At 60.8% G+C, this 20,710-nt stretch carries 25 protein-coding genes; 1 reads left to right on the top strand and 24 read right to left on the bottom strand.

What is annotated here, in order from left to right:
• Position 1 precedes the first annotated feature (1 nt).
• Genes LSO07_RS08815 through LSO07_RS08805 form a run of 3 tightly spaced genes read right to left on the bottom strand, consistent with a single transcriptional unit; the run spans position 2 to position 1,076 of the window.
• Positions 2-472, bottom strand: coding sequence for a CreA family protein (locus LSO07_RS08815; protein WP_151093411.1), 471 nt, complete (start codon positions 470-472; stop codon positions 2-4).
• A gap of 33 nt (positions 473-505) precedes the next feature.
• Positions 506-694, bottom strand: coding sequence for a DUF1653 domain-containing protein (locus LSO07_RS08810; RefSeq protein WP_034782199.1), 189 nt, complete (start codon positions 692-694; stop codon positions 506-508).
• Between the two features lie 10 nt (positions 695-704).
• Positions 705-1,076 carry a hypothetical protein gene (locus LSO07_RS08805; protein WP_034751548.1) on the bottom strand — a complete coding sequence of 124 codons (372 nt, stop codon included), beginning with the start codon at positions 1,074-1,076 and terminating at the stop codon, positions 705-707.
• Between the two features lie 770 nt (positions 1,077-1,846).
• On the opposite strand from LSO07_RS08805, the gene LSO07_RS08800 reads away from it, so the two are divergent.
• On the top strand, positions 1,847-3,100 hold the full coding sequence (locus LSO07_RS08800; protein WP_151093409.1) for a tyrosine-type recombinase/integrase: 1,254 nt from the start codon (positions 1,847-1,849) through the stop codon (positions 3,098-3,100).
• 36 nt (positions 3,101-3,136) lie between these two features.
• Here LSO07_RS08800 and LSO07_RS08795 read toward each other — a convergent pair whose 3' ends face one another.
• The 21 genes from LSO07_RS08795 to LSO07_RS08695 form a co-directional block, all read right to left on the bottom strand.
• Positions 3,137-3,472 (bottom strand): hypothetical protein, encoded by a 336-nt coding sequence (locus LSO07_RS08795; protein ID WP_151093407.1) that lies wholly within the window; start codon positions 3,470-3,472, stop codon positions 3,137-3,139.
• A 205-nt stretch (positions 3,473-3,677) separates the two neighbouring features.
• Positions 3,678-4,199 carry a hypothetical protein gene (locus LSO07_RS08790; protein ID WP_151093405.1) on the bottom strand — a complete coding sequence of 174 codons (522 nt, stop codon included), beginning with the start codon at positions 4,197-4,199 and terminating at the stop codon, positions 3,678-3,680.
• Positions 4,196-4,630, bottom strand: a complete 435-nt coding sequence (locus LSO07_RS08785; RefSeq protein ID WP_225317225.1) for a glycoside hydrolase family 19 protein — start codon at positions 4,628-4,630, stop codon at positions 4,196-4,198. Before LSO07_RS08785 ends, LSO07_RS08790 begins: the two co-directional genes overlap by 4 nt.
• An 86-nt stretch (positions 4,631-4,716) precedes the next feature.
• On the bottom strand, positions 4,717-5,046 hold the full coding sequence (locus LSO07_RS08780; RefSeq protein WP_225317224.1) for a hypothetical protein: 330 nt from the start codon (positions 5,044-5,046) through the stop codon (positions 4,717-4,719).
• A gap of 167 nt (positions 5,047-5,213) precedes the next feature.
• A complete protein-coding gene (locus LSO07_RS08775; protein WP_151093400.1) occupies positions 5,214-6,434 on the bottom strand; it encodes a tail fiber domain-containing protein in 1,221 nt (406 codons plus the stop codon).
• Positions 6,435-7,289 carry a hypothetical protein gene (locus tag LSO07_RS08770; RefSeq protein WP_151093398.1) on the bottom strand — a complete coding sequence of 285 codons (855 nt, stop codon included), beginning with the start codon at positions 7,287-7,289 and terminating at the stop codon, positions 6,435-6,437. It abuts the gene before it with no gap.
• Positions 7,289-7,951 (bottom strand): DUF4376 domain-containing protein, encoded by a 663-nt coding sequence (locus LSO07_RS08765; RefSeq protein ID WP_151093396.1) that lies wholly within the window; start codon positions 7,949-7,951, stop codon positions 7,289-7,291. The genes LSO07_RS08770 and LSO07_RS08765 overlap by 1 nt, the downstream gene beginning before the upstream one ends.
• An 8-nt stretch (positions 7,952-7,959) precedes the next feature.
• Positions 7,960-8,667: a hypothetical protein gene (locus tag LSO07_RS08760; protein ID WP_151093394.1), complete on the bottom strand. Its 708-nt coding sequence runs from the start codon at positions 8,665-8,667 to the stop codon at positions 7,960-7,962.
• The gene (locus tag LSO07_RS08755) at positions 8,667-8,948 is read right to left on the bottom strand and encodes a hypothetical protein (RefSeq protein ID WP_151093392.1); all 282 of its coding nucleotides are present in this window, start codon (positions 8,946-8,948) and stop codon (positions 8,667-8,669) included. The genes LSO07_RS08760 and LSO07_RS08755 overlap by 1 nt, the downstream gene beginning before the upstream one ends.
• Positions 8,945-10,537, bottom strand: a complete 1,593-nt coding sequence (locus LSO07_RS08750) for a hypothetical protein (RefSeq protein WP_151093390.1) — start codon at positions 10,535-10,537, stop codon at positions 8,945-8,947. The genes LSO07_RS08755 and LSO07_RS08750 overlap by 4 nt, the downstream gene beginning before the upstream one ends.
• Positions 10,534-12,003, bottom strand: coding sequence for a hypothetical protein (locus LSO07_RS08745; protein WP_151093388.1), 1,470 nt, complete (start codon positions 12,001-12,003; stop codon positions 10,534-10,536). The genes LSO07_RS08750 and LSO07_RS08745 overlap by 4 nt, the downstream gene beginning before the upstream one ends.
• Positions 12,000-17,141, bottom strand: coding sequence for a tape measure protein (locus LSO07_RS08740; protein WP_151093386.1), 5,142 nt, complete (start codon positions 17,139-17,141; stop codon positions 12,000-12,002). Before LSO07_RS08740 ends, LSO07_RS08745 begins: the two co-directional genes overlap by 4 nt.
• A gap of 65 nt (positions 17,142-17,206) precedes the next feature.
• Complete coding sequence (locus LSO07_RS08735; RefSeq protein ID WP_151093384.1) at positions 17,207-17,596, bottom strand: hypothetical protein; 390 nt, start codon at positions 17,594-17,596, stop codon at positions 17,207-17,209.
• A gap of 35 nt (positions 17,597-17,631) precedes the next feature.
• The gene (locus LSO07_RS08730) at positions 17,632-18,060 is read right to left on the bottom strand and encodes a hypothetical protein (RefSeq protein WP_151093382.1); all 429 of its coding nucleotides are present in this window, start codon (positions 18,058-18,060) and stop codon (positions 17,632-17,634) included.
• Positions 18,061-18,173: 113 nt separating this feature from the next.
• Positions 18,174-18,626 carry a hypothetical protein gene (locus LSO07_RS08725; RefSeq protein WP_151093380.1) on the bottom strand — a complete coding sequence of 151 codons (453 nt, stop codon included), beginning with the start codon at positions 18,624-18,626 and terminating at the stop codon, positions 18,174-18,176.
• Between the two features lie 72 nt (positions 18,627-18,698).
• On the bottom strand, positions 18,699-19,106 hold the full coding sequence (gene gp17 / locus LSO07_RS08720) for a tail completion protein gp17 (protein WP_151093378.1): 408 nt from the start codon (positions 19,104-19,106) through the stop codon (positions 18,699-18,701).
• Complete coding sequence (locus tag LSO07_RS08715; protein ID WP_151093377.1) at positions 19,103-19,324, bottom strand: hypothetical protein; 222 nt, start codon at positions 19,322-19,324, stop codon at positions 19,103-19,105. Before LSO07_RS08715 ends, gp17 begins: the two co-directional genes overlap by 4 nt.
• Before the next feature lie 7 nt (positions 19,325-19,331).
• Positions 19,332-19,817, bottom strand: a complete 486-nt coding sequence (locus LSO07_RS08710; protein WP_191909607.1) for an HK97-gp10 family putative phage morphogenesis protein — start codon at positions 19,815-19,817, stop codon at positions 19,332-19,334.
• On the bottom strand, positions 19,817-20,170 hold the full coding sequence (locus tag LSO07_RS08705; RefSeq protein ID WP_225317266.1) for a head-tail adaptor protein: 354 nt from the start codon (positions 20,168-20,170) through the stop codon (positions 19,817-19,819). Before LSO07_RS08705 ends, LSO07_RS08710 begins: the two co-directional genes overlap by 1 nt.
• Positions 20,170-20,511 carry a head-tail connector protein gene (locus LSO07_RS08700; RefSeq protein ID WP_151093370.1) on the bottom strand — a complete coding sequence of 114 codons (342 nt, stop codon included), beginning with the start codon at positions 20,509-20,511 and terminating at the stop codon, positions 20,170-20,172. Before LSO07_RS08700 ends, LSO07_RS08705 begins: the two co-directional genes overlap by 1 nt.
• A gap of 3 nt (positions 20,512-20,514) precedes the next feature.
• Entirely contained in the window at positions 20,515-20,676 is a 162-nt protein-coding gene (locus LSO07_RS08695; protein WP_191909606.1) for a hypothetical protein, read from the bottom strand.
• Between the last annotated feature and the right edge of the window lie 34 nt (positions 20,677-20,710).

Raw genomic sequence — 20,710 nt, 5'->3', positions numbered from 1 at the left:
CTTAACGGACGGGAATCGGCTGGTCGCCAGGCACGGCAACGGCGGTGACGCTGTTTTTCGGACTGCCGTCGATCAGGCGGTCGGAATACACGAGGTAGACCAGCGCATTGCGCTTGCTGTCGACCATGCGCACGACGCGCACATGCTTGAAGAAGATCGAGGCTCGCTCGGTAAACACTTCTTCCTGGCGTGGCAGCTTGCCCTTGAATTGCAGCGGCCCCACCTGGCGGCACGCCACGGCCGCATCGGCCTTGTCTTCGGCCAGGCCGACGGCGCCCTTGATGCCGCCCGTCTTGGCGCGCGACAGATAACAGCTGACGCCGGCGACGCGCGGGTCGTCATACGCTTCGACGACGATCTTGTGGTCAGGACCGATCAGTTTGAACACCGTGTCGACCGAGCCGATGGTTTCGGCGTGCGCCGCGGCGCAGGCAAAGCCCAGCACCAGAACGGCAGGCAGCAATTTACGCATGAAGAGTATCCCGGGCACGCACGCAGGCGGCCATCAGTTGATGGGAGCGAAACGCTGGACCATGACGCCTTCGACTTCGATCAGTTGAAAGAACACGTCCTTCGGCCGGGTCCAGATGGAACCGTCGGCGGCGCGATAGACGATCATCGGCGTCAGATCCGCTTCCAGCGTGGCTTCGCACACCAGTTCGTAAATGCCGCCCTTGTAGTGCCGATAACGCATCGCCGTCCCCTCAAGCCGTTGAATCTTCGCTCTTGTCGTCGGCCAGCGCCTTCTGCTTCTGCTTCAGGCCCTGGATCACTTTCAGTATGCCTTCCATGCCGGCCGCGCCATCGGCGCCGCTGAAGGCGTCGAGCACTTCATTGAGCACCTTGTTGCGCACGGTCGCTTCATCGGAAGACATTTCCAGCGCGCGCTGGGCTTTCGCCGCCTTTTCGGCAGCGCTCACGCGCGGCTTGGCAGCCGTCTTGCCATGCGTCAGAGCAGCCTGCCAGATAACCCAGCGGCGCTGGGTCTCGAAAATCAGGTACTCATCCGGTTTGTCTTCTCTTCGCCGCACAATGTGGCCGTCACGCTGCGCCCACGCTTCAAATGCAGTTCGCATTTTCTTCCTTTGCAAATGCTACGCGCAAGTCTCACTATTAAAACTGCAACATTTCAAAATAGTACCATCTATTGATGTCGCAAAACAGTCTCATAGATATAGTACTGCAATTTATATAACAAGTCTGGCGGCGCCAGGGACGGAATTGACACTCCGTCCCCGGCACAGTGGTCATGTAATCGGAATAGCAATTACAACTAATTACAACTGCTTCCTGTCTGGTTGCCAACTTGGCCGTAACAAAGCTGTGTGACACAGTTGTTACACGGTGCCATTTTAGTAGTTTTTATCGCGTTTTAGCGAGAAACTTTACACCTTTGTCGCGTTAATCAGCGAGACGCATCCTGCCACGCCAGCCACTTATGCCAAATCAAACATAGGGGTTGATCAATGATACACAAAAACATAATATTCATGCGTCACGATTGGTTAAGTATAAATACTTTATTTGTACTCTTTTTCCCTGCCAGCAAATAAAGCTCCTACCCGGCAAGCGGCGCAAGACGTCATCGACACGCATGCGGTAAGATTCGCGCCTATCGATACCCATTCAAGCAAGGATTTTTCCCATGAAACTCGCCACCTGCCAGTTTCATTCGGGTATCAAGTTGTAGCCTTGCATGCCAGCCCTGACCATCTCACCCCTATGCGACGCAAAAAAATGTTTCCTTGTGTCTCATGTTAACGCACAATGGCGCCTGTGATATTTGTAGCTAGATTTGTAGCTAGCTACAAAACCGATAGGATAGCCCACAGGATACGGGAGAAAAATGGCGAAGCGCGGAACCAACCAGCTGGAAGACTTGCAGATCAAGCGATGGATTGCCAAGGGGGAGCCGATCGCCAAGTCCGACGGCGGCGGGCTAACATTTACTCTATCACGCGCCGGTACCGCAAGCTGGGTTTTACGGTACATGCGCGACGCCAAGGCCCGTGAGCTGACTATCGGGAACTACCCCGACATCTCGCTGGCTGCTGCCAGGAAGATCGCTCGCGAGAAGCGTGGCGCCATTGATGGAGGCCAAGACCCGGCCGCGCAAAAGAAGGAGGCGCGGATGAAGTCGAAGATGGCCTGGACTGTTAACGCCTTAATCAAAGATTACACGGTCAAGCGACTTGTGCCGCCCGATTTCGCCGAAGGCACTATATATTACCGAAAAAGTGACTTTACCAACGATATAGGGCCTACTCTCGGGACTTTAAACGTCACTGATGTTACGCCCGCTCACGTGGTCCACATGCTGGAAAAATCCGAGAAAACGTGGGCTGTACAGAAGAGGATATTGACCTCGACGACACAAATATTTGATCATGCCATTGGAAAACAGTTGATACATAGCAATCCATGTGCCGCGATCAAACTCGCCGCGCTGATGGGCAAGCGGCCAGCACCAAGGAAGCGTGTGATGCTATCCGAGCAAGATTTACGGAAACTATTATCATCAATCGCGGACATCGGAACAGAAAACGCTTTGGCATTCCGCATCATGTTGGCGACCTGCGTTCGATCTGTCGAACTCGTCAAGGCAAAATGGGCGGATATCGATTTCGACCGTGCAACCTGGTTCGTGCCGGACGAATCTGTAAAGACACGTACAGGCTTCCTTGTTCCGCTCACGCCAACAGTATTGAACTGGTTTGGCAGCCTTCGTGATTTATCTGATGGCTCCGAATGGGTGTTGCCATCGAGGCGCCCCAGCCGCGCTGGGCAGCACGTCGGCCGGACAACCCTCTGGGCGGCGATCACACGAGCGTTCGAACGTGGGGATATAGAAATTCAACGCTTTACCCCTCATGACACGCGCAGTACCGCCAAAGGGCATATGCGAAACATGGGTATCTCGAGAGAGATTTCGGAAATTGCACTTAACCACGCACTCAAGGGGATGGAAGGCATCTACGACGTGCGAGAAGAAATACCTGAACGCCGCAGGGCTCTAGAGCAATGGGCACTGTTCTTGGTAGCTTGTGAGTTTGGCCGCCCAGATAACGTATTGGCACTGCCACTCCAAGCCGAAGCATAAAATTTTCTATCCTGATCTTTTCAACGCGATCAAATTTCAGCGCTTCCACTGCGCAGGGCCAGTTCGGGCGGCGGCCGCTTTTTCCAGGTCCGCTTGAGAGGTGAGCACTGAAACCTCTGTTTCTCCGTCAAGTGGCACCAGTACTCGCCCAGGACGCTGATCTGCCACAATCTCCGCGCCCCAAGCCATCGCCACATGAGCCTTGGTCATGGGGTTGATTTCAAATCCACGGACCCGCAACCGCCCATCCCCCACCCACACAATGGCAGCGTCATACAATTGGGGAAGGATGAGGTTTTTCCCGCCGCCAATTGGACTCAAGTGCGCTACACGCACTGTGCGCTGAAAGTCTTTTTCGAATCTCTCGATCATCGTAAATACACCTACGCCCGTGCAACGCAAGGTAATTTCCCTATGCCGAGGTAAGGGCACGCCTTGATCGGAATATAATTTTGCTGCTATTACAAGCACGGTGGCACCTCAATATACTGTATATGCATACAGTATATCCAAACATCGAACGCTGTAAAGTAAACTATGGCCGAGCGTGTAGCGCAGCGACAATCAGCCATCCCTTCTATGGCGCCATGCCATTTTCACGCACGAATGACTGGCATGCGCGGCCCGTCGCGGCAACTTCCTCCGTTTGCAGGATCAAGGCTTGAATATTTCGCGCCACTGCGTCAGGAAGTAGCCCGCCGGCGGGATCGGCTGCAGCGCCTCCTTCGGGGCCACTGGCACCGGCCGGGGCGGCAGGTCCAGCACTTGCACAGAAGGCGGGCTTGCGCATGCGCTCAGCAGCAAGGCGAGCGCGGACATCGTTGATTTCATCATCGTAGACTTTCTTGATGGCCAGCGCAGCGGCGGCCTGCTGCCTGGCTTGCACCAGATTCTTGGCAGCGCGCTGCGCCACCGCTTTAATTTCCGCCGCCGCACAGATCTGCTTGTCGGCATCCCACAGCGCCTGCACGGCCGCCCTCCCCTGGGCGTTGCCCTGCGCACGCTGATGCAGCATGCTGGCGCCGGACACCACGCATACCAGCACGGCGCCGTACAGCCAGCCAGGCACCATGCTCGCCAGCTTGGCCAGCGCGATCACACCAGCACCTTGCGCGCTTCCCGATACAAGGCCAAGCGCTCGGCTAGGCCGTTCACGCCACCGTTGATGCGGCGCGTCACCCGTTCCTGGTCGCCAGCGTCAGCCAGGGCATTCAGGCCGCGCGTCTGCCAAAACCAACCGGCCGAACGGCAGGCGTTGACGGTCTGCTCCAGCAGCTCAGGCTGAGCCAGCAGATCCAGCCCCAGCGCCTTGCCACAGGCAGCGTAGTTAGCGCGGCCAGTCACCTGCAAAAAGCCTCGCCCACGGAAGCGCACGCCGTCGCCGCGCTGGGTGTTGCCCAGGTCGACGCGCCCCTCGTAGGCCTGGCCGCTGGCCAGCTCGCGCACATAGCGCAGCTGGCCGGACTCGTGCCCCACCTGGGACAGGAAGGAAGCCTGGCGTGCCGGCGTCGTGATCCCGAATTCCACCATGGCCGCATTCAGCGGCGCCAAGAAGGCTACCGCGCGCGTGCGAGCCAGCGGCATGATCGCCAGCAGCTGGGCCAGCGTGACGGCGCTCACATGCCACCCCGCACGTCCTTGACGACGGCGGCCGCATCGCGCGCCATCTCGCCAATGTCCTTGTCCTTGCGCTTGTCGAACCAGCGCACCGTGGCGCCCAGTACCCACCAAGCAGGCAAGCCGGCGGCCACCATCAGCGGCGCGGCGATGAACAGGAAGCCCAGCGCCGGGTCGCTACCGTACAGCACGGCGACGGCGCGCGCGCTGTCGAACAGGCCTGGCATCCAGTTGCGCACGACCACGACCAGGGCCGGCCCCATCAGGGCGGAAAACAGAATGGTGACGAAGAAGCGCACGCCCGCTTCCTTGGCAGTTTTTGGCCACATAAACATGAATCCTAGTGAGGTTGCGGCAGCGCCGGCCAGAACCGGGATGCCAAAAATTTTGATCAGTGCGCCGCCGGCGGCGGTCGTTTCGATGGCCATGTAATGCCTTTCAAGTGGTGGAAATGAAAAAACCCGCCGAAGCGGGTTTGTGGTGGAGCATTGATTTTTTAAGCTGCTTCGAGTAAAGCCAGCCGCGCCTCCTGGCCGGCGGCAATAAACATGGCCAGTTCGTCATACCGGAACGCGTAGCGGTCGCCAGCCTCCTGCGTGACCTCCGTGTAAGCCGTGCGCGCTTCGACGGCTGGAAAGCCCGCGCTGGCCAGCACTCCTGGCGTGATGACGTCACCGAATGAATTGCGCACCTCCGGCACCGCCTCGGTGGCGGGAATGGCCGGTTGGGCCTCGATGGCCGGATGCTCGATGGTTTGCTGCTCCCAGATGTCGTGGCAGATAAAACCATAGTTGAAAGGATCCAGGCCGTGGGCCTGCATGATTTCGATGGCGGCCTGTACGGTCGGACCGACGTGCTCCCGCGCGGCGGCACCCTTACAGTCAACCGCATCACGCCATCGGTAAGCGCCAATGGCACTGGCAATATCCTTCGCGGCGGCAATCTCGGCCGCAGTCAGGTCACGGAAATCACATTTCAGGCGTGCGTCGGAGGTGTTGATGGTGCCGGTCCGGGCATAGATGGTGCGGTATGCCGTCGCCGCCGAACCGATGTCATGCGCATTATCGGCAGCAGGGAGAAGCCGCGCCGCCGTAAATTCGCATGGCGTGCTGATCGTTGTTGGTGTAATGGTTAATGATTTGACGCTGCCAAATGCGGTGATCTGCTGGGCCAACATCGCCTGCCCTGCCGGCGCCACAACCCCGTACGGCTGGAAGTCGGGCGTGAATCCAAACTGACCATATACTTGCACATCACCATTAAAAAATGCCCCAAGAAGCAAATATACGTCTTTCAGGCTGTCTATGATCACGGCGGATACTGCACTGTTACCTGCCGTCGTGCTGTAAAAAAAACCGCGAATTACGTTATCATTTTCACCGCGAAAATGAATTACGGTGGCGCCCGCACTGGCAGCGGTTGCCCCTCCGGCGCCGTACCCATTTACCCCGCCAACCACCATGCGGCCTGCGGAGGGCGTCACGCCGATCAATCGCCCTACTTTATACCACTGCCCTCCGCCACCGGTTTGCAACCCGGCCCCGACCAGGGCCCGCGTCTGTAACGAGTTCGCGGAAACGAGTGTGCCGTACAGTGCCCCACTCAGCGTACCTCCCGTTAGCGGAAGCGCGTTATACGGCCCGGCAGCAAACGCCGTGTACATCTGGTTGAGGCGTTGGATATAGTCGATCTGCCCGTCCTTAAAAAAATCTGCCATTTAAATACCCTCGATTTGTAGTGGTGCTGCATAGGTGTCGAAATACGGGGTGACCACAGCGTCAAGATTGCTGACGCGGCCATAAACCATGTGGTCCTGCTCGAGCAAGACGTCGGTATGCTCAGGGAACAGGCTGAACAACAGGCTCCGCCGAGTGCCGTTCTGGCGCAGGATGCGCATCAGCTGTGCTCGGTCTGCTGGCGTTAGGTGTGCAAGGTTGACGCTGATCTTGTCGCTTGCCACGCCTTGGGCGGCGTGCAGGTCACCGGCGGACGTGCGGTAATTCTCGCCGGTGTCCTGCAGTTGCAGCTGAGCACCGTATTCAGCGTTATATTCCGGGGACCAGTAATTGCCGGCCACCAGACGTGATATTTCCAAGTAGCCGCCGTCGCTGTATGGCGAAGATATATCGATGGCCAGCTGCGCGACCCGTGCCACAGGGAACCAGACCACGCCGTCGGAGCCGCCGCCGCGCGCCCAGGTATTTGCACAGCCCCATTTGTAAGCATTCCAGCCCAGTGGCTGCGCGCCCCACGTGAAATGCCCCAGCGGAACCGGCGGGCAGGGAAATACCTCGCCAGTATCGAGCACAGGCACAGCGTCACCGATCCGTGCATAGCCGCGCACGCGCACGCGCGCGCTGCTGGTCATGTTCGTATTGATCAGCGCCACACAGGCAATCGCCTCCTGAATGGGCCATGTGGCCATAATGGTCTGGGTGACACCGGCGGCTCGCAACACGGCCGATTTGCGGTCAACCTGCAGGTTGGCCGGGCCCAGCTCTCCGGTTTGGCTCGCGGCGGTCAACACGGCGCGGTCGCCGGCGTTGTCGTAGATGATGCGCAGATTGGTCATCAAAACTCCTGCAAAACTGGTACCGGCCATGTCACAGCTGCTACCTGCCCTATCGTGGTGGCGGCATCCAGATCTCGGCGCAACGCCTGCCCCTGATCGATGACGGCTTGCACGTGCGCGCCGGCCGCCGCGCCCAGGGCCATCGTTTCGGCGGCATCCAGATCGCGTGACGTGTTATCGGCCAATACCCATGTCACCTTGTACGGTGTGGCGGCAGAGACCGCCATCATGGCCAGCATGGCAGCGCCGGTGATGCGCGAGATCGAAACCGGATCGCTGTCAAAAATACTGCCGTCGAACGCAATGCCGCCAGCGAGTGCTGCGTCGCGCGCCACCTTGATCTGGTCCCATTGGCGCAATTTCATCGCCTCCAGGCCTTGAGCCTGGTCCGTCGTGATCACGCCGCCCGCAAAGATGCTATCCGTAGCACCTGTAAGCCAAACCTCTGCCGAGGCCAACAACGGGGCGGCACATGCCGTCGCCGGCACCAGGACAGGAGTGGTATAAATCGGCCCAGCGCCGGCTAGATATGCTGCCTCGTTCGGATAGCTTAAGACCGATAACATGGCAATCGATTTGACAAAATCGACCTCCAGGCGCCGGGCCACGTGGAATTCACCAACAGCATGGTTGGGCAAGGTAATGGATTTGAGAATGGGCATGGTTGCTTTCAGGCAAGGCCGCTTGCATCGATGAGAATGGCGGAGATTTGTCGGATGGTGTCGACCGCGCTCGCGCCGCCGTCTTCGCGCCGCCAGCGGTTCTGGAAAATATTGCGTTGTACAGTGCCGGCCACAAGCTGCCAGCCGCGTCCTTGGTTCCTGATGATGTAAAAAGCGCCGTCCCGTACGGACGTCACGTTGTAGTCCATCGGTGTTCCAACGATGGCCGGGATCGTTACGCCAGCAGGCATGCCCCAGGACAATGATCCCGCCGCAATACTGATGCGCGCACGGTATGTCAGCGGCTGACGGGTAAGATCGGCACAAACACTGGTGTCGTCGCTATACAGGGCTGCGGTGAAACCGGGCACCAGCACCGGCGCGCCGAACACATACACCTCGGTCGCCTCCTGGATATCGAAGCCATTGGCATCGAAAGCACCATTTCCCTTATGCACGTTGATGGTCCAGGTATTGCCGGATTTGCTGATATTGCGCAGCGCCGTGGTGCCGTTGGCCTTGACCGGCAGGGCGACGACAATGTCGCCAGCCCAATCGATGGTATAGACGCTCTGCCCTGGCGTTTTCGTGATAGTGCCGCCCCCGGCCTGCGCCACCCCGGACAGCTGCGCGCGCCCGATGTAGCCGTAGGTGATGCCGCGATCAGAGATCACCAGCTCATCGCTGTCATTGACGATTTGAACAAAGGTAGACATTAATACACCTCCACGGCAAACCGCCTGGTCGTGCTGGCAACGGATACCCTGATGCGTGGATAGCCCAGTGCAGTATCTGCCACGACGCCCATCGTGCCCGCTTCGACCCACAGTAACAACGGCACGATCTCGACCGAGCGACCAGCAAAAATGGGATAGGTCAACTCTGCAGTCTCGGTGCTGGCATATTGACGGACGTCAGCAATGATGCCGCCGGCAACGGTCCGGGAATCCCAGTTCTTGGTGCCGTCATCGTTGAAAAGCTGCAGCGCCGTCGTCATGGTTCACCCATTTTCAGCTTCAACGTATTGGCAGAATTGAAAAATGAGAAACCTGAACTTGTGAGGTCATACCCGGCACCAGTTCCTGTAGCGATACGTCCAGGGCTGCGGATAAGCTGGAAGGAACCGGTAACGGCAGATAGCACGCCAGAAAAAGTAGCCACCAGGCCGTTCACTTTAAATCCTGGCATGGCTACCGTGCCGTCGGCAAAGATAGCAGCGTATCCTCCTGCCGTCCTAGCGTTTCCCAGAAGCAGTCCGGCGGCGCTCAGGTGGAAGCCAGTGCCGCCATTTGTGGGCCAGTCAGCCACGTTTGTGGGGTAGCCAGAGCCGCCATGCAGCGTAGTCCCGTACAAGTCACCAGCCGTCACTTGGCCCAGGTCTGCTCGAATCGCCGAAAGGGTATCTGCCGCCAGTGCTGCGGAAGCTATCGAGCCGTTCACCAGCAAATTGCCGTTCAGCACCGTGCCCAGCACCAGCCAGGCGCCGTTCTCGAAATACTTCGTCACTGCATGCGTCGCGTCGTACAGCGTGACGGTGTCGCGGTTGATCGGCGCGCCGTAGCCGGCGTGGCCCAGCTCATACTCGGCCGAAGCATCCGACCAGGCGGAATAGCCTGGCGCTGTCACGGTAACGGTGCCGCGCTGGCCAGCTGCGCCGTCGGCAGCCAGGCGCGCAGCGGCGGCCCATTCGCCTGGCGCGATGTCGTCGGTCGCGGTGCGCGAAGCGGCCGTGGCGCCCGATGTGAACAGGTAGGCACCGCCGGCCGTCGGCACCTGCGTCGACCAGCCATTATTCAGGCCCGTCAGCGCGCCCGTGGCAAAGGTGAACGTGCATGCCGCGCTCGGCAGCGCCGGCGCAATATTCGTGGCGCCGCGCTGGTAGATGCGCACGGGCGCCACATTCAACCCATCCACCCCGTTTGCGCCGTTGCTGCCATTGGCACCGGCAGCGCCATCTTTGGCCAGCTGCACCGCTCCTGCCCACTCATTGGCGGCAATATTGTCCGTGGCATTGCGCGAACTGGCGGCAGCCACGCGCACAAACAGCGGCGCCGTGCCGGCCGGGATATTTTTCGACCAGCCGTTGGCCAGATCGTTGCCGGCCGGCGTCGTGATACTGGCCGTGGCAAAGGTATAGATCACATCACCTGGCGAATCAACTGGCGCCACAGCCGCGCGCTTGTAGGCGAAGGCCTGGCCCGTGTTCAAGCCGGCCAGGCCGGTCTCGCCGGCGACGCCGTCGAAGACCTTGCTGATCATGTAGTTGCCAACATAGTCGACACCGAATTCGCGGATGCGCGCCTGCACCAGGGCGGTATCAGTGGTCATGGTGGCAAAATCGACCGTGGCCACGTTGCCGTTGACGGTGATCTGCGTGCCTGCGGATACCGAAAATACGATGTCGCCCACCAAGTTCACCGGTTTGGCGGTGATGGCAATCGATCCAGGTGCGCCAGCACCGGCGCTGTTCACACGAAACACAGGCGTGCTGCCAGCCAGCAGGATCGCCTTGCCGTCAGCCGTCGTGCTGAAACGCTCGGCCGTAGCCTGCAGCAGCTTGTCACGGGCACCGCCGATGGCAGTCATACCAGCACTCCCACCGTCACGCGCCCGGTCAGCCACTGGGGTGACAGCAACACCACCACACCAGACACGCCTCCCTGCAAGCCGAAACGATCATCGCGCAGCATCACGGGCTGCCCCAGTTCCAGCATCATCATTTCAGACTCCCCATCAAATTCGTAAATCGTGCGCTGCACCTTGTTCAAGGCCAGGCGCCGCGCAGCTTCCGCTTGTGCGTCTTCGTTGGTCTTGAGGCAGGTGTCGATCTGCGGCGGGTCGTCCGTCAGACGGTAGCGCGCACGCACCGCCTCATCGACCGCCGTTTCCGTCAGCCACTCCGTCGCATACAGGTCGGCATGCGCCGGTGGAATGCTGGTGGTCAGGTTCGTTTGCACCGTCCAGTTCTTGTCGAAGCCGATCTTGACGGCAGCCACCACCGGCAGGCGCTGCACCGGACGCAGGGAATCGAGCCGCATGTGTTCCGGGCCAATCTCCACTGGCATGCCGGCGGCCGGCAGCGCGATCTGCACCAGGCGCAGCTGGCCGGTGCGCGACATGATCGCCTGGGCGCCCACGCTTGCCGCCAGCTGCTGGATAGCCTGCGCCTGGTTCGTCCGGTCCGCAACGTACAGGCCCACCAGTTGCGGGTGCGCAGCATCGAAGGCAGCCAAGTTGACCAGGTCGAGGTCGGCCAGAGTGAAGCGATCCGATGCCTTGCCGTAGGCGGTGGCGATACGCTGCACCAGCGGGGCGATGCGCGGCGCATATCCGCCGCCGTTGTCGCCCTGCACGCTGACTGTGATCGTGGTGGAAAACGGGTCGGTGGTCAGGTTGAAGCGCCCCACCTGGTCATTCAAGGCCACGGCAATCGGCTTGCCGTTCGTGCGCACTTCGAAGCTCGACTCCACGGCACCCAGGAATCCATATTCCAGCGTGGCTGGGTTAGTCAGCAATGGCGTCACGTTGTGGCATTCGCCAAACGGGATCGGCAAGGTCGCGTCCTTGTTTGGCGTGGTGCCGCCCAGCTTCGCCTCGGCGATAGGCGTGTCCAGGCGCTGCAGCTTGTCGCGCAACGACAGGTTGATCGATTCGCGCGCGGAGCTGCCGATATCGGCAACTATGCCGTCAAAGATCAGGCGAAAGTCGCTGCGCGGCCATTCTGGATCACCGGCCCAGGCCTTGATGGGTCGGTTACGCCATACGTCGGAGAGCCAGCCATCGAGCGCACCATCGGCGTTATCGAGTTCAATATCGCCGCCCGACAGGCCAGCTTCACCTGTCAGGCTAACCTGTTCGGTGAATGCCAGCCCGCCGGTAGCCAGCGGCAAGTACTCGACGTTGGGCGGGAGGTCGGCCGGGCCGGTAATGTACGGCCAGGATGAGATAAAACGCGTCACTTCAACGCCCGCCACATTGACCTGTACCTCGATCAGCACCATGCGAGTGGCCGAGGAGCTTTGCAGCCACGCTAAATATTGCACATCGGTCATGCGGAATACTCCACTTGTTTCGCCCAGGCGGATGCCTTGGCGGATTTGTCGACACCTGCCACGACCGTTTTAGCCGCTTTGGCGTTCGATTCGACGGTGGCCTGAATGGTGGCGCCGGTTTGCTTGGCCTGATCGGCGCGCAAGCCCTTGATCTCGACTGTCTGGGCATCCAGCCTGGCGTTCAAGGCGCGGATTTCAGCGACCAATGCGTCGGAGCCAACATTCGAGCCAGCCGAATACCGCATCGCGTCAAAAACTACGGGTGCCGGGGCGTTAGAAAAGGCGACTGGCGCATCGACGGCTGGCGCACTGGTAAATTCCACACCCAGCCCCGCGGCCGTGCCCATCGCCGCACGCAGGTTGACGATGGCTTGCGCCACCGTCAGCACGCTGTCGTTGATGGTGATCAGGCCCGACACCTGGGCCTTGAGGGCGTCCAGGCTGGCCTGCTGCACGTCGACCTGGGCGGAGGCCCATTTCAACGCCTCGTTGTTGGCCGCCACCACGCGGGCGTAATCTGCCGCGTAGCGAGCGTCCGAGGCGTTGACCACTTGGGAAGCCGTCAGGAATGCCTGCTCTGCAGCAGACAGACCGGACTGCGCCGTGGTGTCGCCGGCATTCGCCGCCGCCAGGGTCTTCTCGAACTGGGCGCGCGCCTCGGCGTATTTCTGCTCCGGCGTCAGGGTAGACTGGCTGCCCAGGGCCATGCTGGCGTTCAGGCCGTTGAGCGTGGCCACCCACGACTTCGATTTATCCAGCGCCGTCTGGGCCGCTGCTGCCTCTCTGTCGTAAGCCTTGGCCAGCACGTCCTTGGCCGTCACCACAGCCTTAGCCGCCTGCACCTGGTCGAACAGCGCACGATTGACGGCGGCGATGCTGGAACGCTGGATGGCCAGCAGTTCCGTTTCGCTTTTCGTCAGTTCGTTCAGTTGCTTTTGCAGATCCATGCGCTCGCTGGCAATCTCGCTGGCAGTCTTGACCACAGCGGCATAATTGCCGGTCGCTGCGGCCAGCTGGTTGCCGTAGTCGGCGGCCGCCTTGAAGGCCGGCGCCAGAGCCAGCAGCTTGATGTACATCTCTTGGCCGCCCGTGCTGGCCAAGTCAAGTCCCAGCACCACCTCCTTGTACTGCTCCACCGATTTGACGCCAGACATGCCCAACTTGCCCAGCGTATCGGCCACGGTCGACAGCACGGGCGCCATCTGCTCGGCTTCCGTCAGGAAGTTTTCGGCAAAGAAACTGGTCCCGCTGGTGAGCGAGTCCAGGCTGCCAGCCAGCTTGATCAGGTTCTCGCGTGCGCCAATGGTGGCCACGCCCACCGCGCCGAAGGCATCCTGCGACGTGCGGCCGATCAGCTGCAGGGCCGCGTCGACGCCGGCGTAATTTCCCGCAACGCGCTGCAGGGTAACGCTCAACTCCTCGTTGCCCTGCTTGAACTGGCCGACATTCGGCAGCAGCTCGACGGCGATGGCATTGCCGACGCCTTCGAAGAACTTGGTCACGGCGCCCAGCCTGTCAGCTTCCGTGGTGAGGCCGGTCAGATTGATGTTGAGCGCCTGGGCACGCGTGGCCAGGCTGGACGTGTCGATGCCCAGCGTATTGGCCAAGGTGGCCGAGACATTGCGGATTGCGGCGTATGTTTCCACAAACGCATTGGACGTCGTGGCGTCGACGGCTTTGCGGTCGGTATCCTTCTTGTCGCTGCGCAGCCAGCCGCCCTTTTGCGTCCATTTGGCATATTCGGTGCCACTGAACCCGGTACCGGACAGCGCGCCGGTAATGCCAGTCTCCCCGTATTTCTTTTCACCCATGCCGAACACACGATTGCCGATACCGCCGATCACGCCGCCCAGGGCGCCGCCGATGGCCGCGCCGATAGGGCCGCCCATGAATGCCCCAGCGACGGCGCCGATGCCGGTACCGACATTCACCGTAGAGTTGCTGCCGTACTGGCCAGAGATCAGTTTTCCGCCCAGCACGCCGGCAGCAATACCGGCGGCAGCCGTAACTGCCGCTCCAGCGAGGGCGCCAGAAGTCAGCGCCGTTCCGGTGCCGGCCATACCTGCCGAGCCATAGGCTGCGGAAGCCGCGGCAGCCTGCGCTCCCGTCATCCCCATACCGGCGCCGAAAGCGGATACGGCGGAGGAGCCGAAGAGATTACCAAGAGTGGCAATGCTGCCACCGATGCCGGCAGCCACACCGGAGAATCCCTGCGTGGCAATGGTGTAGGCCGTTTTGGCGCTCTGGGCCAAGCTCGCGATGCCACCCAGGCCACCACCCGCCGCGCCGCCAGTCAGGCCCAGGCCATCGGCCGAGGCCAAGCCGGCCGCCCCTCCCCCGGATACCGCCGCACCAATATTCAGGATCCATTTCTTGATCGTCATCTGGTACAGCAGGTCCAGCAAGCCATTTTTCAGGGTATCGCGCAGGCGGTCGAACGTCGACTTGCCCGAATCGAAAATAGAGACGAACGTATCGTGCGCCGTCGTATCGATCGATTCCCACATCTTGCGGTTGCCTTCGATCTCGGGCTTGGCCAGCTGGTTGCTGTACCAGGTCGAATATTCCTCCTGCAGGCGCTTCTGCGCTTCCGTCCCGGCGCCGGCCAGGGCAATACGCTCCTGCCACATGGCGGCGTCGATTTTCAGCAGCGCGGCAGCGCGCGATTTCTCGTCGAATTGCGATTCAGCGACGAAGCGACGGTTCTCGTCTGCCAGTTGGGCGGCATAGCCCAGCGCCTTGGTCTGCGCCAGCGTGGCTTGCTCGACGCGCACGCGCGCGGCAGCCTCTTCCGTCAGGCGCTTGATCTGATCCTCGGTGACCGCCTTGCCGGCCAGTTTTTCCTGAAGCAGGAATCTTTCCAACGCTGTCTGCTCGCGCACTGCCACCATGGCCAATTCACGTGCATCGCTGGACTTGCCCATCATCAGATATTCCACCGCCAGCGCCGCCGCGGAGTCTTGGCGTGCCAACGTGCTTTCCTGAATGCGCGCGGACACGTCCTTTTCCGTGGCCCGGGCCTTGGCGATCTTTTCGACAGCATCCAGCTCGTCCAGCGCTGCACGGGCCGCAATGAGGTGTGCATCAGCCAGTTTCAGCTTACCTGCCTTGATCTCCGATTCCAGCTTGATGCGCAGCTTCTGGCTCTCGGTCGCATCGACGTCGGTGGCATTCTCCAGGCGCCCAGCCTCGATTTTTTCGCGGATGCTGGCGATCAGCGTGACATAGGCCTGCTCTTCTTTTTTCAGGCCCGCCGCCGCGCCCTTGTCGGCGTACTTCAAATTAATGCGGCCCAGGATGTCGGCGTACTGTTCCGCATTCAAATTGCGCGATTTCAGGTCGGCGATCTCGGCGGCGCGCTGCTCTTCGCGGGTGGCGTAGGTCTTCTTCCACTCGTTATAGGCCTCTTGCCCCATCAATTTCTCGGCGGCCGCGCCAGTCTCGCGCGCTTTTGCGATTTTCGCTTGTACTACAGCGATTTCCTTATCAATTTCTCGCATCAGGTCCAATGCCACGCTCGCAGACGTCCCCCTTGTCCCTTGTTCATACGCCGCACGACGGCGCTCTAAAGCTGCCAATTGCGCGTATACATCCGCATGTTTCTCGGCTTCTTCCTTCTTAACTCCTTTGTCCCGTAGGGCTAAGATCGCTTCGTGTTTCTCAATTTGCTTGTCGAGCAGCTTATTGATGCGGATGGTGGCCTCCTCCAAGGATTCCACCGCCTCGGCATTCGCCTCTTTCGCCTTCTTTCCGAACAGCTGCCACGCCAGCGTCAGGGCACCAATGATGAGAATGATGGCGCCAATAGGACCGCCTAGAAAGGCGATTGCTTTCGAGGCCATTCCAGCGGCGGTTATACCCCCGGCGGTAGCGGCGTTAAGGCTATTTTGGGCTAAGGTCTGCGCGGCAGTTGCGGCAGCGAGTTGCGCCAGAGCCGCAACCTTTGCCTTATCGAGTGCCGCCGATTCGACGAGGTACGCTGCCCGCAGGGTTTCCGCCACTGCGAGTTCAGCCGTGGAGGTGCGTAGCACCATTAATGCATAGCTTTGTGCACCTGCCGCCGTGGCTGCGGCGATGGCCGCTTGTGCGGATGCCCTTGTGGCATTTGCAGCTCGCAGACTGACCAAAGTTGATTCATGAGTCACAGCAAGGCCTGCAATAGCCGCTTCCGCCTGCGCGACTTCCGTCGCTGTGCGGATTACGTCCGCCTCGGCTTGGGCTATAGTGGCGGCGCGCAACGCCATTGACGCCGTAACCTGGGTATATGTGGTCTTCGTCCAATTCGCCATCCAGGTACCGATCTGGTAGGCCATGGCCGTCTTGAGGACCGTTACCAAAGCGTCAAGATGCTCAGCCAGATACCCAATGGATGCGGTGATAATGGCCACAGTACCGTTTGCCTGCGCCTGCATGCCGAAAAACTCCAGCATTTCATTTTTTAGAACAGTAAAGGCACCAGAGATCGTCTGGATATTCTTGCTTTCCTCGCGCAACGACTCCAGCGCCTTCGGCAGCACCGTGGCCATGATGTTGGAAGTGATCTGTCCCTCGCCAGCCATGGCCTTGAGCGCGCCCACTGGCAAGCCCATGCCGTCGGCCAGTGCCTTCATCAGGCGCGGCGCCGCCTCGTTCACAGCGTTGAATTCCTCGCCACGCAGCGTGCCCGATGCGAATGCCTGCGACAGCTGCAGCTGGGCCGATGCCGACTCGGTCGCCGTGGCACCGCTGACGCGCAGCGCCAGGTTGACGGTCTCGGTGATGGCAGCCACCTGCTTTTGCGTGGTGCCGAGTTCACGCGTGCCGTTGGCAATTCGCGCATACAGTACCCCCGTGCTGGCCATGTCCTGCTGCGAGGTCTTCGCAATGCGTTTGACAGCTTCATAGGACGCGGCATAGTCGGCGACCGACGTCGACGCCAGGCGCAGCTGCGCCGTGAATTTGGCGTATTCATCAGCCATCTTGATGATTTCGGCCAGGCCGGCGCCGATACCGATGCCGGCCAGCGCCATCTTCATGGCATTGGCGGCCGAGTTGATCCTGTCCTGGGTTTCCGTGACAGTACGGCGCGCCTGCGTCATATCGGCCTGCAGCCGGGCGATATCTGCCCTCAGGCGAATTTCAAGATCACCGACGATCATCGCGTATCCAATAAAAAAGCCACCTCATGGGCGGCAGACGAAAAAAGACCGCCACGTGGACGGTCTTATGCAAGAAACATCTCAAGGGCACGTGCTGACGCGCGGTCGGCGCTGACGCGAATGGCGACAGATCCACCCCACGGTGGAGGGCAATCCCTCTTGGTAGCGCGGTGCGACTCGGCCAGGTAGTCGATGGACAAGCGCCGTAGCAGGCGCGCCTCCCATGGTTCCAGTTCGAAGCCGCGGGCCGCATGCCATGCGGCAATCTCGGTAAATGTCACCGGACCAGCACCCATGCCGGCCGCCACGGTAGGCCCCACCTCGTAGAGGTAGCCAATCAGGTAATCGCCTTGATCGAACGGCGGCGTTTCAATTTCGCCACCGTCCCGCTCGATCCGTTCGCGGCGAGACAGCTCGGCGCTGTCGGTCCGCGCGCCCTCCTTTGCCTCGGGCACGGCGCCAAGCCAGGCGCTGTGCCGCACGAACAGGCTTAGTTCTTCGCCGAGGTTTTCGTAAAATTTGCCCAGTCATTCAGATGGGCGTTGACCTGTGCAGTGATGAAGCCGATGGTTTCGTCCAGGTACACGGCCTTGTGCAGCGCTTCGCCAGCGAGGTCATCGTAGCTGATGTTCTCGAACGAATGCGTGAGGGCTGCCAGCTTGTCGGCACCTTCTTGCGCCTGGTCTTCCGCCGACTGGTCTTCCTTGCCTTTTTTCTTCAGGCGGGTGAACAGCTTGTTGTTGCTGGCGGCCTGTACCTTGGCGTACTGCTTGGAGCCGGGGCCGTACAGCTTGATGCACATGGGTTTGTTCTTGTCGGGATTGCCGTCTGCGCCATCGGCGTACATCAGGTCGTCATTGGCGTCCTTCAGGTGCAAGGTGCTGGTTTCGGTGACTGCGAATTTTTTGATATTGGACATGGTAAAGCCTTTCTTCGAGGGAATAAATGCCCGTGCTCGGCCCGGCCGCCCCTCGAAGGGCGAAGCGGACCAGGTCGGTGCAGGGGTGGCCGAGGCCGTAAGGGTTGCCGCTGTTACGCGGTGAGGGTGTCGCTCTGGCGCAGCAGGGTGAAAGCGCCCTTGACGGTATCGTTGCTGGTACCCATGTTTTCAATGAACTTGGACACCTGCGCGGTGAAGTAGCGCACGCCGCCGCCCTGCTTTTCCAGCTTGAAGGCGGGGATTGTGTAGTTGTTAGCCGCCGCTTCGATGATGATCTGGCCAGCGTCGTCTTCGACCCAGGCGCATTCCATTTCAGCGTTCGGCAACTTGTAGGACCCCTTCTTTTCGCGGTCGTGGGCGTTGCTGACGGTCGCCAGCGTGGAAGTGTTGTATTCGCGTCCCTTCACGCCGCCGACGTTGGTAATGTCGCCTACCTCGACCCAGGTGAGCGCCGCGAAGGCCGCTACCGTGTTGTCGGCCGGGCGGGTCGCGCACACATACAGCTTGGTGCCGGCGACTGTCTCGAAATCATTTTCGAATGCCATTTTGATACCTTTCAATAAAAAAGCCCGCACGCAAAATTGCGGTGCGGGCGGGCTGATAAAACCGGGGAAGTACTAATTTGCTTCGACGAAAACCACTTTGAAGTCGCGCGACTGCTGATAGACGCCAGCATCGTCGCCGGTCATATCGGGGCCGACCACGTCGCGCATCACACTACGTACGGCAATGCCGGCGACATTGCCGGTATGCGCGCCCGCGCCCAGCCTGGCCGCCTGCAGCACGGCTTTTTGATCCGGATAGGTGCCGGCGTGCACCGTGACCTGTACGCGCGCGGTAACCTGGACGGAGCGCTGGCCCAGCGACACGGTCGGTAGCTCGACCCGGCTGATTTCGGTCAGGCCGATGGCAGGCAGCGACGTGCCCTGCGGCACGGTACCGGCTACGATGCGCGCCGCCGGCACCAGGGCCAGCACCGGCGCATGCGCGACCAGCAGCGCGCGGATCACTTTGATGGCGCTCATTTCTTGGCGCGTGCCTTGCGCACTGGCGCGGCCGCTACTGGGTCGCCGCCGGTGGCGGCGTCGATGACTTCGACGGCCTCGCTGCGGCGGATGTAGGCAGCAGCACGGCGCACGCCGCGCGCGGCGTCGGTCATGGTGTATTCGGTACCGGCCTGCAGCTCAATCACGGTCACGCCGTCGATCGAGCCCGGCATGGTTTTCAGCATCTTGATTTTCATGGTGGTCCTAATCGGTTTCAGCCGCTGGCACATTGATGCCCTCGGCGGTCAGGCGCTTGCGGATCTGCGCGCCCACGGCAGCAATTGCGGCGGCCGGCTTGGTGTCAAACGCCGGCCGGATGAACGGATGTGGCTTGGCGCCCGGGTGATCGACCACCATGGCGCGGGTCTGTCCAATGACCAGGGCGCCCTTCTTTTTCGGCACGATCTTGTGCGGCGTGGTGCCGAACTCCACCATGTGGCCATACCAGGCGCGCTTGTTGCCCACGCGCACGGATGCCGTAACCCGGCCGCCCTTTGCCTTGGTGACCACGCGCACGCTGCGGCGCAGCTCGCCGCTGTCGACGGGAATGTTTTCGCGCACCTCGGCCTTGAATACATTGGCGCCCTGGCGCAGCGCCGAGCGCATGATGTTGCGCTCGATCTTGGCAGGCAAGGATTTAAGGAAGTCGTCAAGAGCCTTCCCGCCGGTGATGTTGCGGTCATCTGCCATTACTGCCCCTGGGTTGAATATTGCTCGATGGTCATTTCCAGCCATTCCCGACGGCCGATCTGGGCCGGGCCACCAACGATCTGGAAAACCTCGTCGGTATCGCCATGCAGCGTGATGCGCATGTCCGAGGTGATACCGCGCAGATAACGTATGCGCAGGCGCGCCGGGCGCGTGGCCACGGCAAGGCCGTCCTGCACTGTTTCCGACTTGCTGGGCAAGGCGTCCTGCACCTGGGCCGGCACGCGCGCGGCGAACGGCACCCAGCCGCCAGGCTGCGGGCCGTAGCCGTCACCGGCATCAGCCGAGGTTGGCCGATCGATGGTGATCCGGCGATCCAGCTGGCCGGCCCGCATCACACACCATTCCCGACACGATGCGGGCGCAGCAGCTCGCGCGAGCTCAACGGCAGCTCCGCCACGGACACGGCCAGCACGCTGTCCTCGCGGTTCTCGTACATGTCGCCGAACAGTTTCAAGATGGCGACTTTGATATCGTCCTCGATCACCATAGGGAACGCGCCGGCGGTACCGGCCTCGACAGCTGCCGCCATCGTTGTCGCGTCGGCGAACACTTGACGGTTCAGGTAGGCCAGCGCCGCCTTTTCGGCGCCCGACAGGATCAGGGCGATCACGTCGTCCTCATCGTTGCCGACGATGCGCTGGTAGCCCTTGGCCAGTTCAGGTGTCAGGAACATGGATTACTTGTCCTTTTTCTTCGACTCGACCGCTTCAGGTACTTCGAGCACTTCCAGGCTCCGCGCCGCGTCGACCAGTTCGGGTGGGCACTCGTCGCCCGGCTGGAACGTTTCGGGGTAGATTTCGCCGTCGCGCACGCCGCGGAACTCTTTGCTGAAAATCATGGTAATTCCTTTCAAGGGTCGCACCGGGCCAGGC

It is taken from the genome of Janthinobacterium sp. PLB04, from assembly GCF_021165895.1.
Lineage (GTDB): Bacteria > Pseudomonadota > Gammaproteobacteria > Burkholderiales > Burkholderiaceae_D > Janthinobacterium > Janthinobacterium lividum.
Note: the sequence above shows the minus strand (reverse complement) of the source record. Positions and strands in the feature narration are given on the sequence as shown.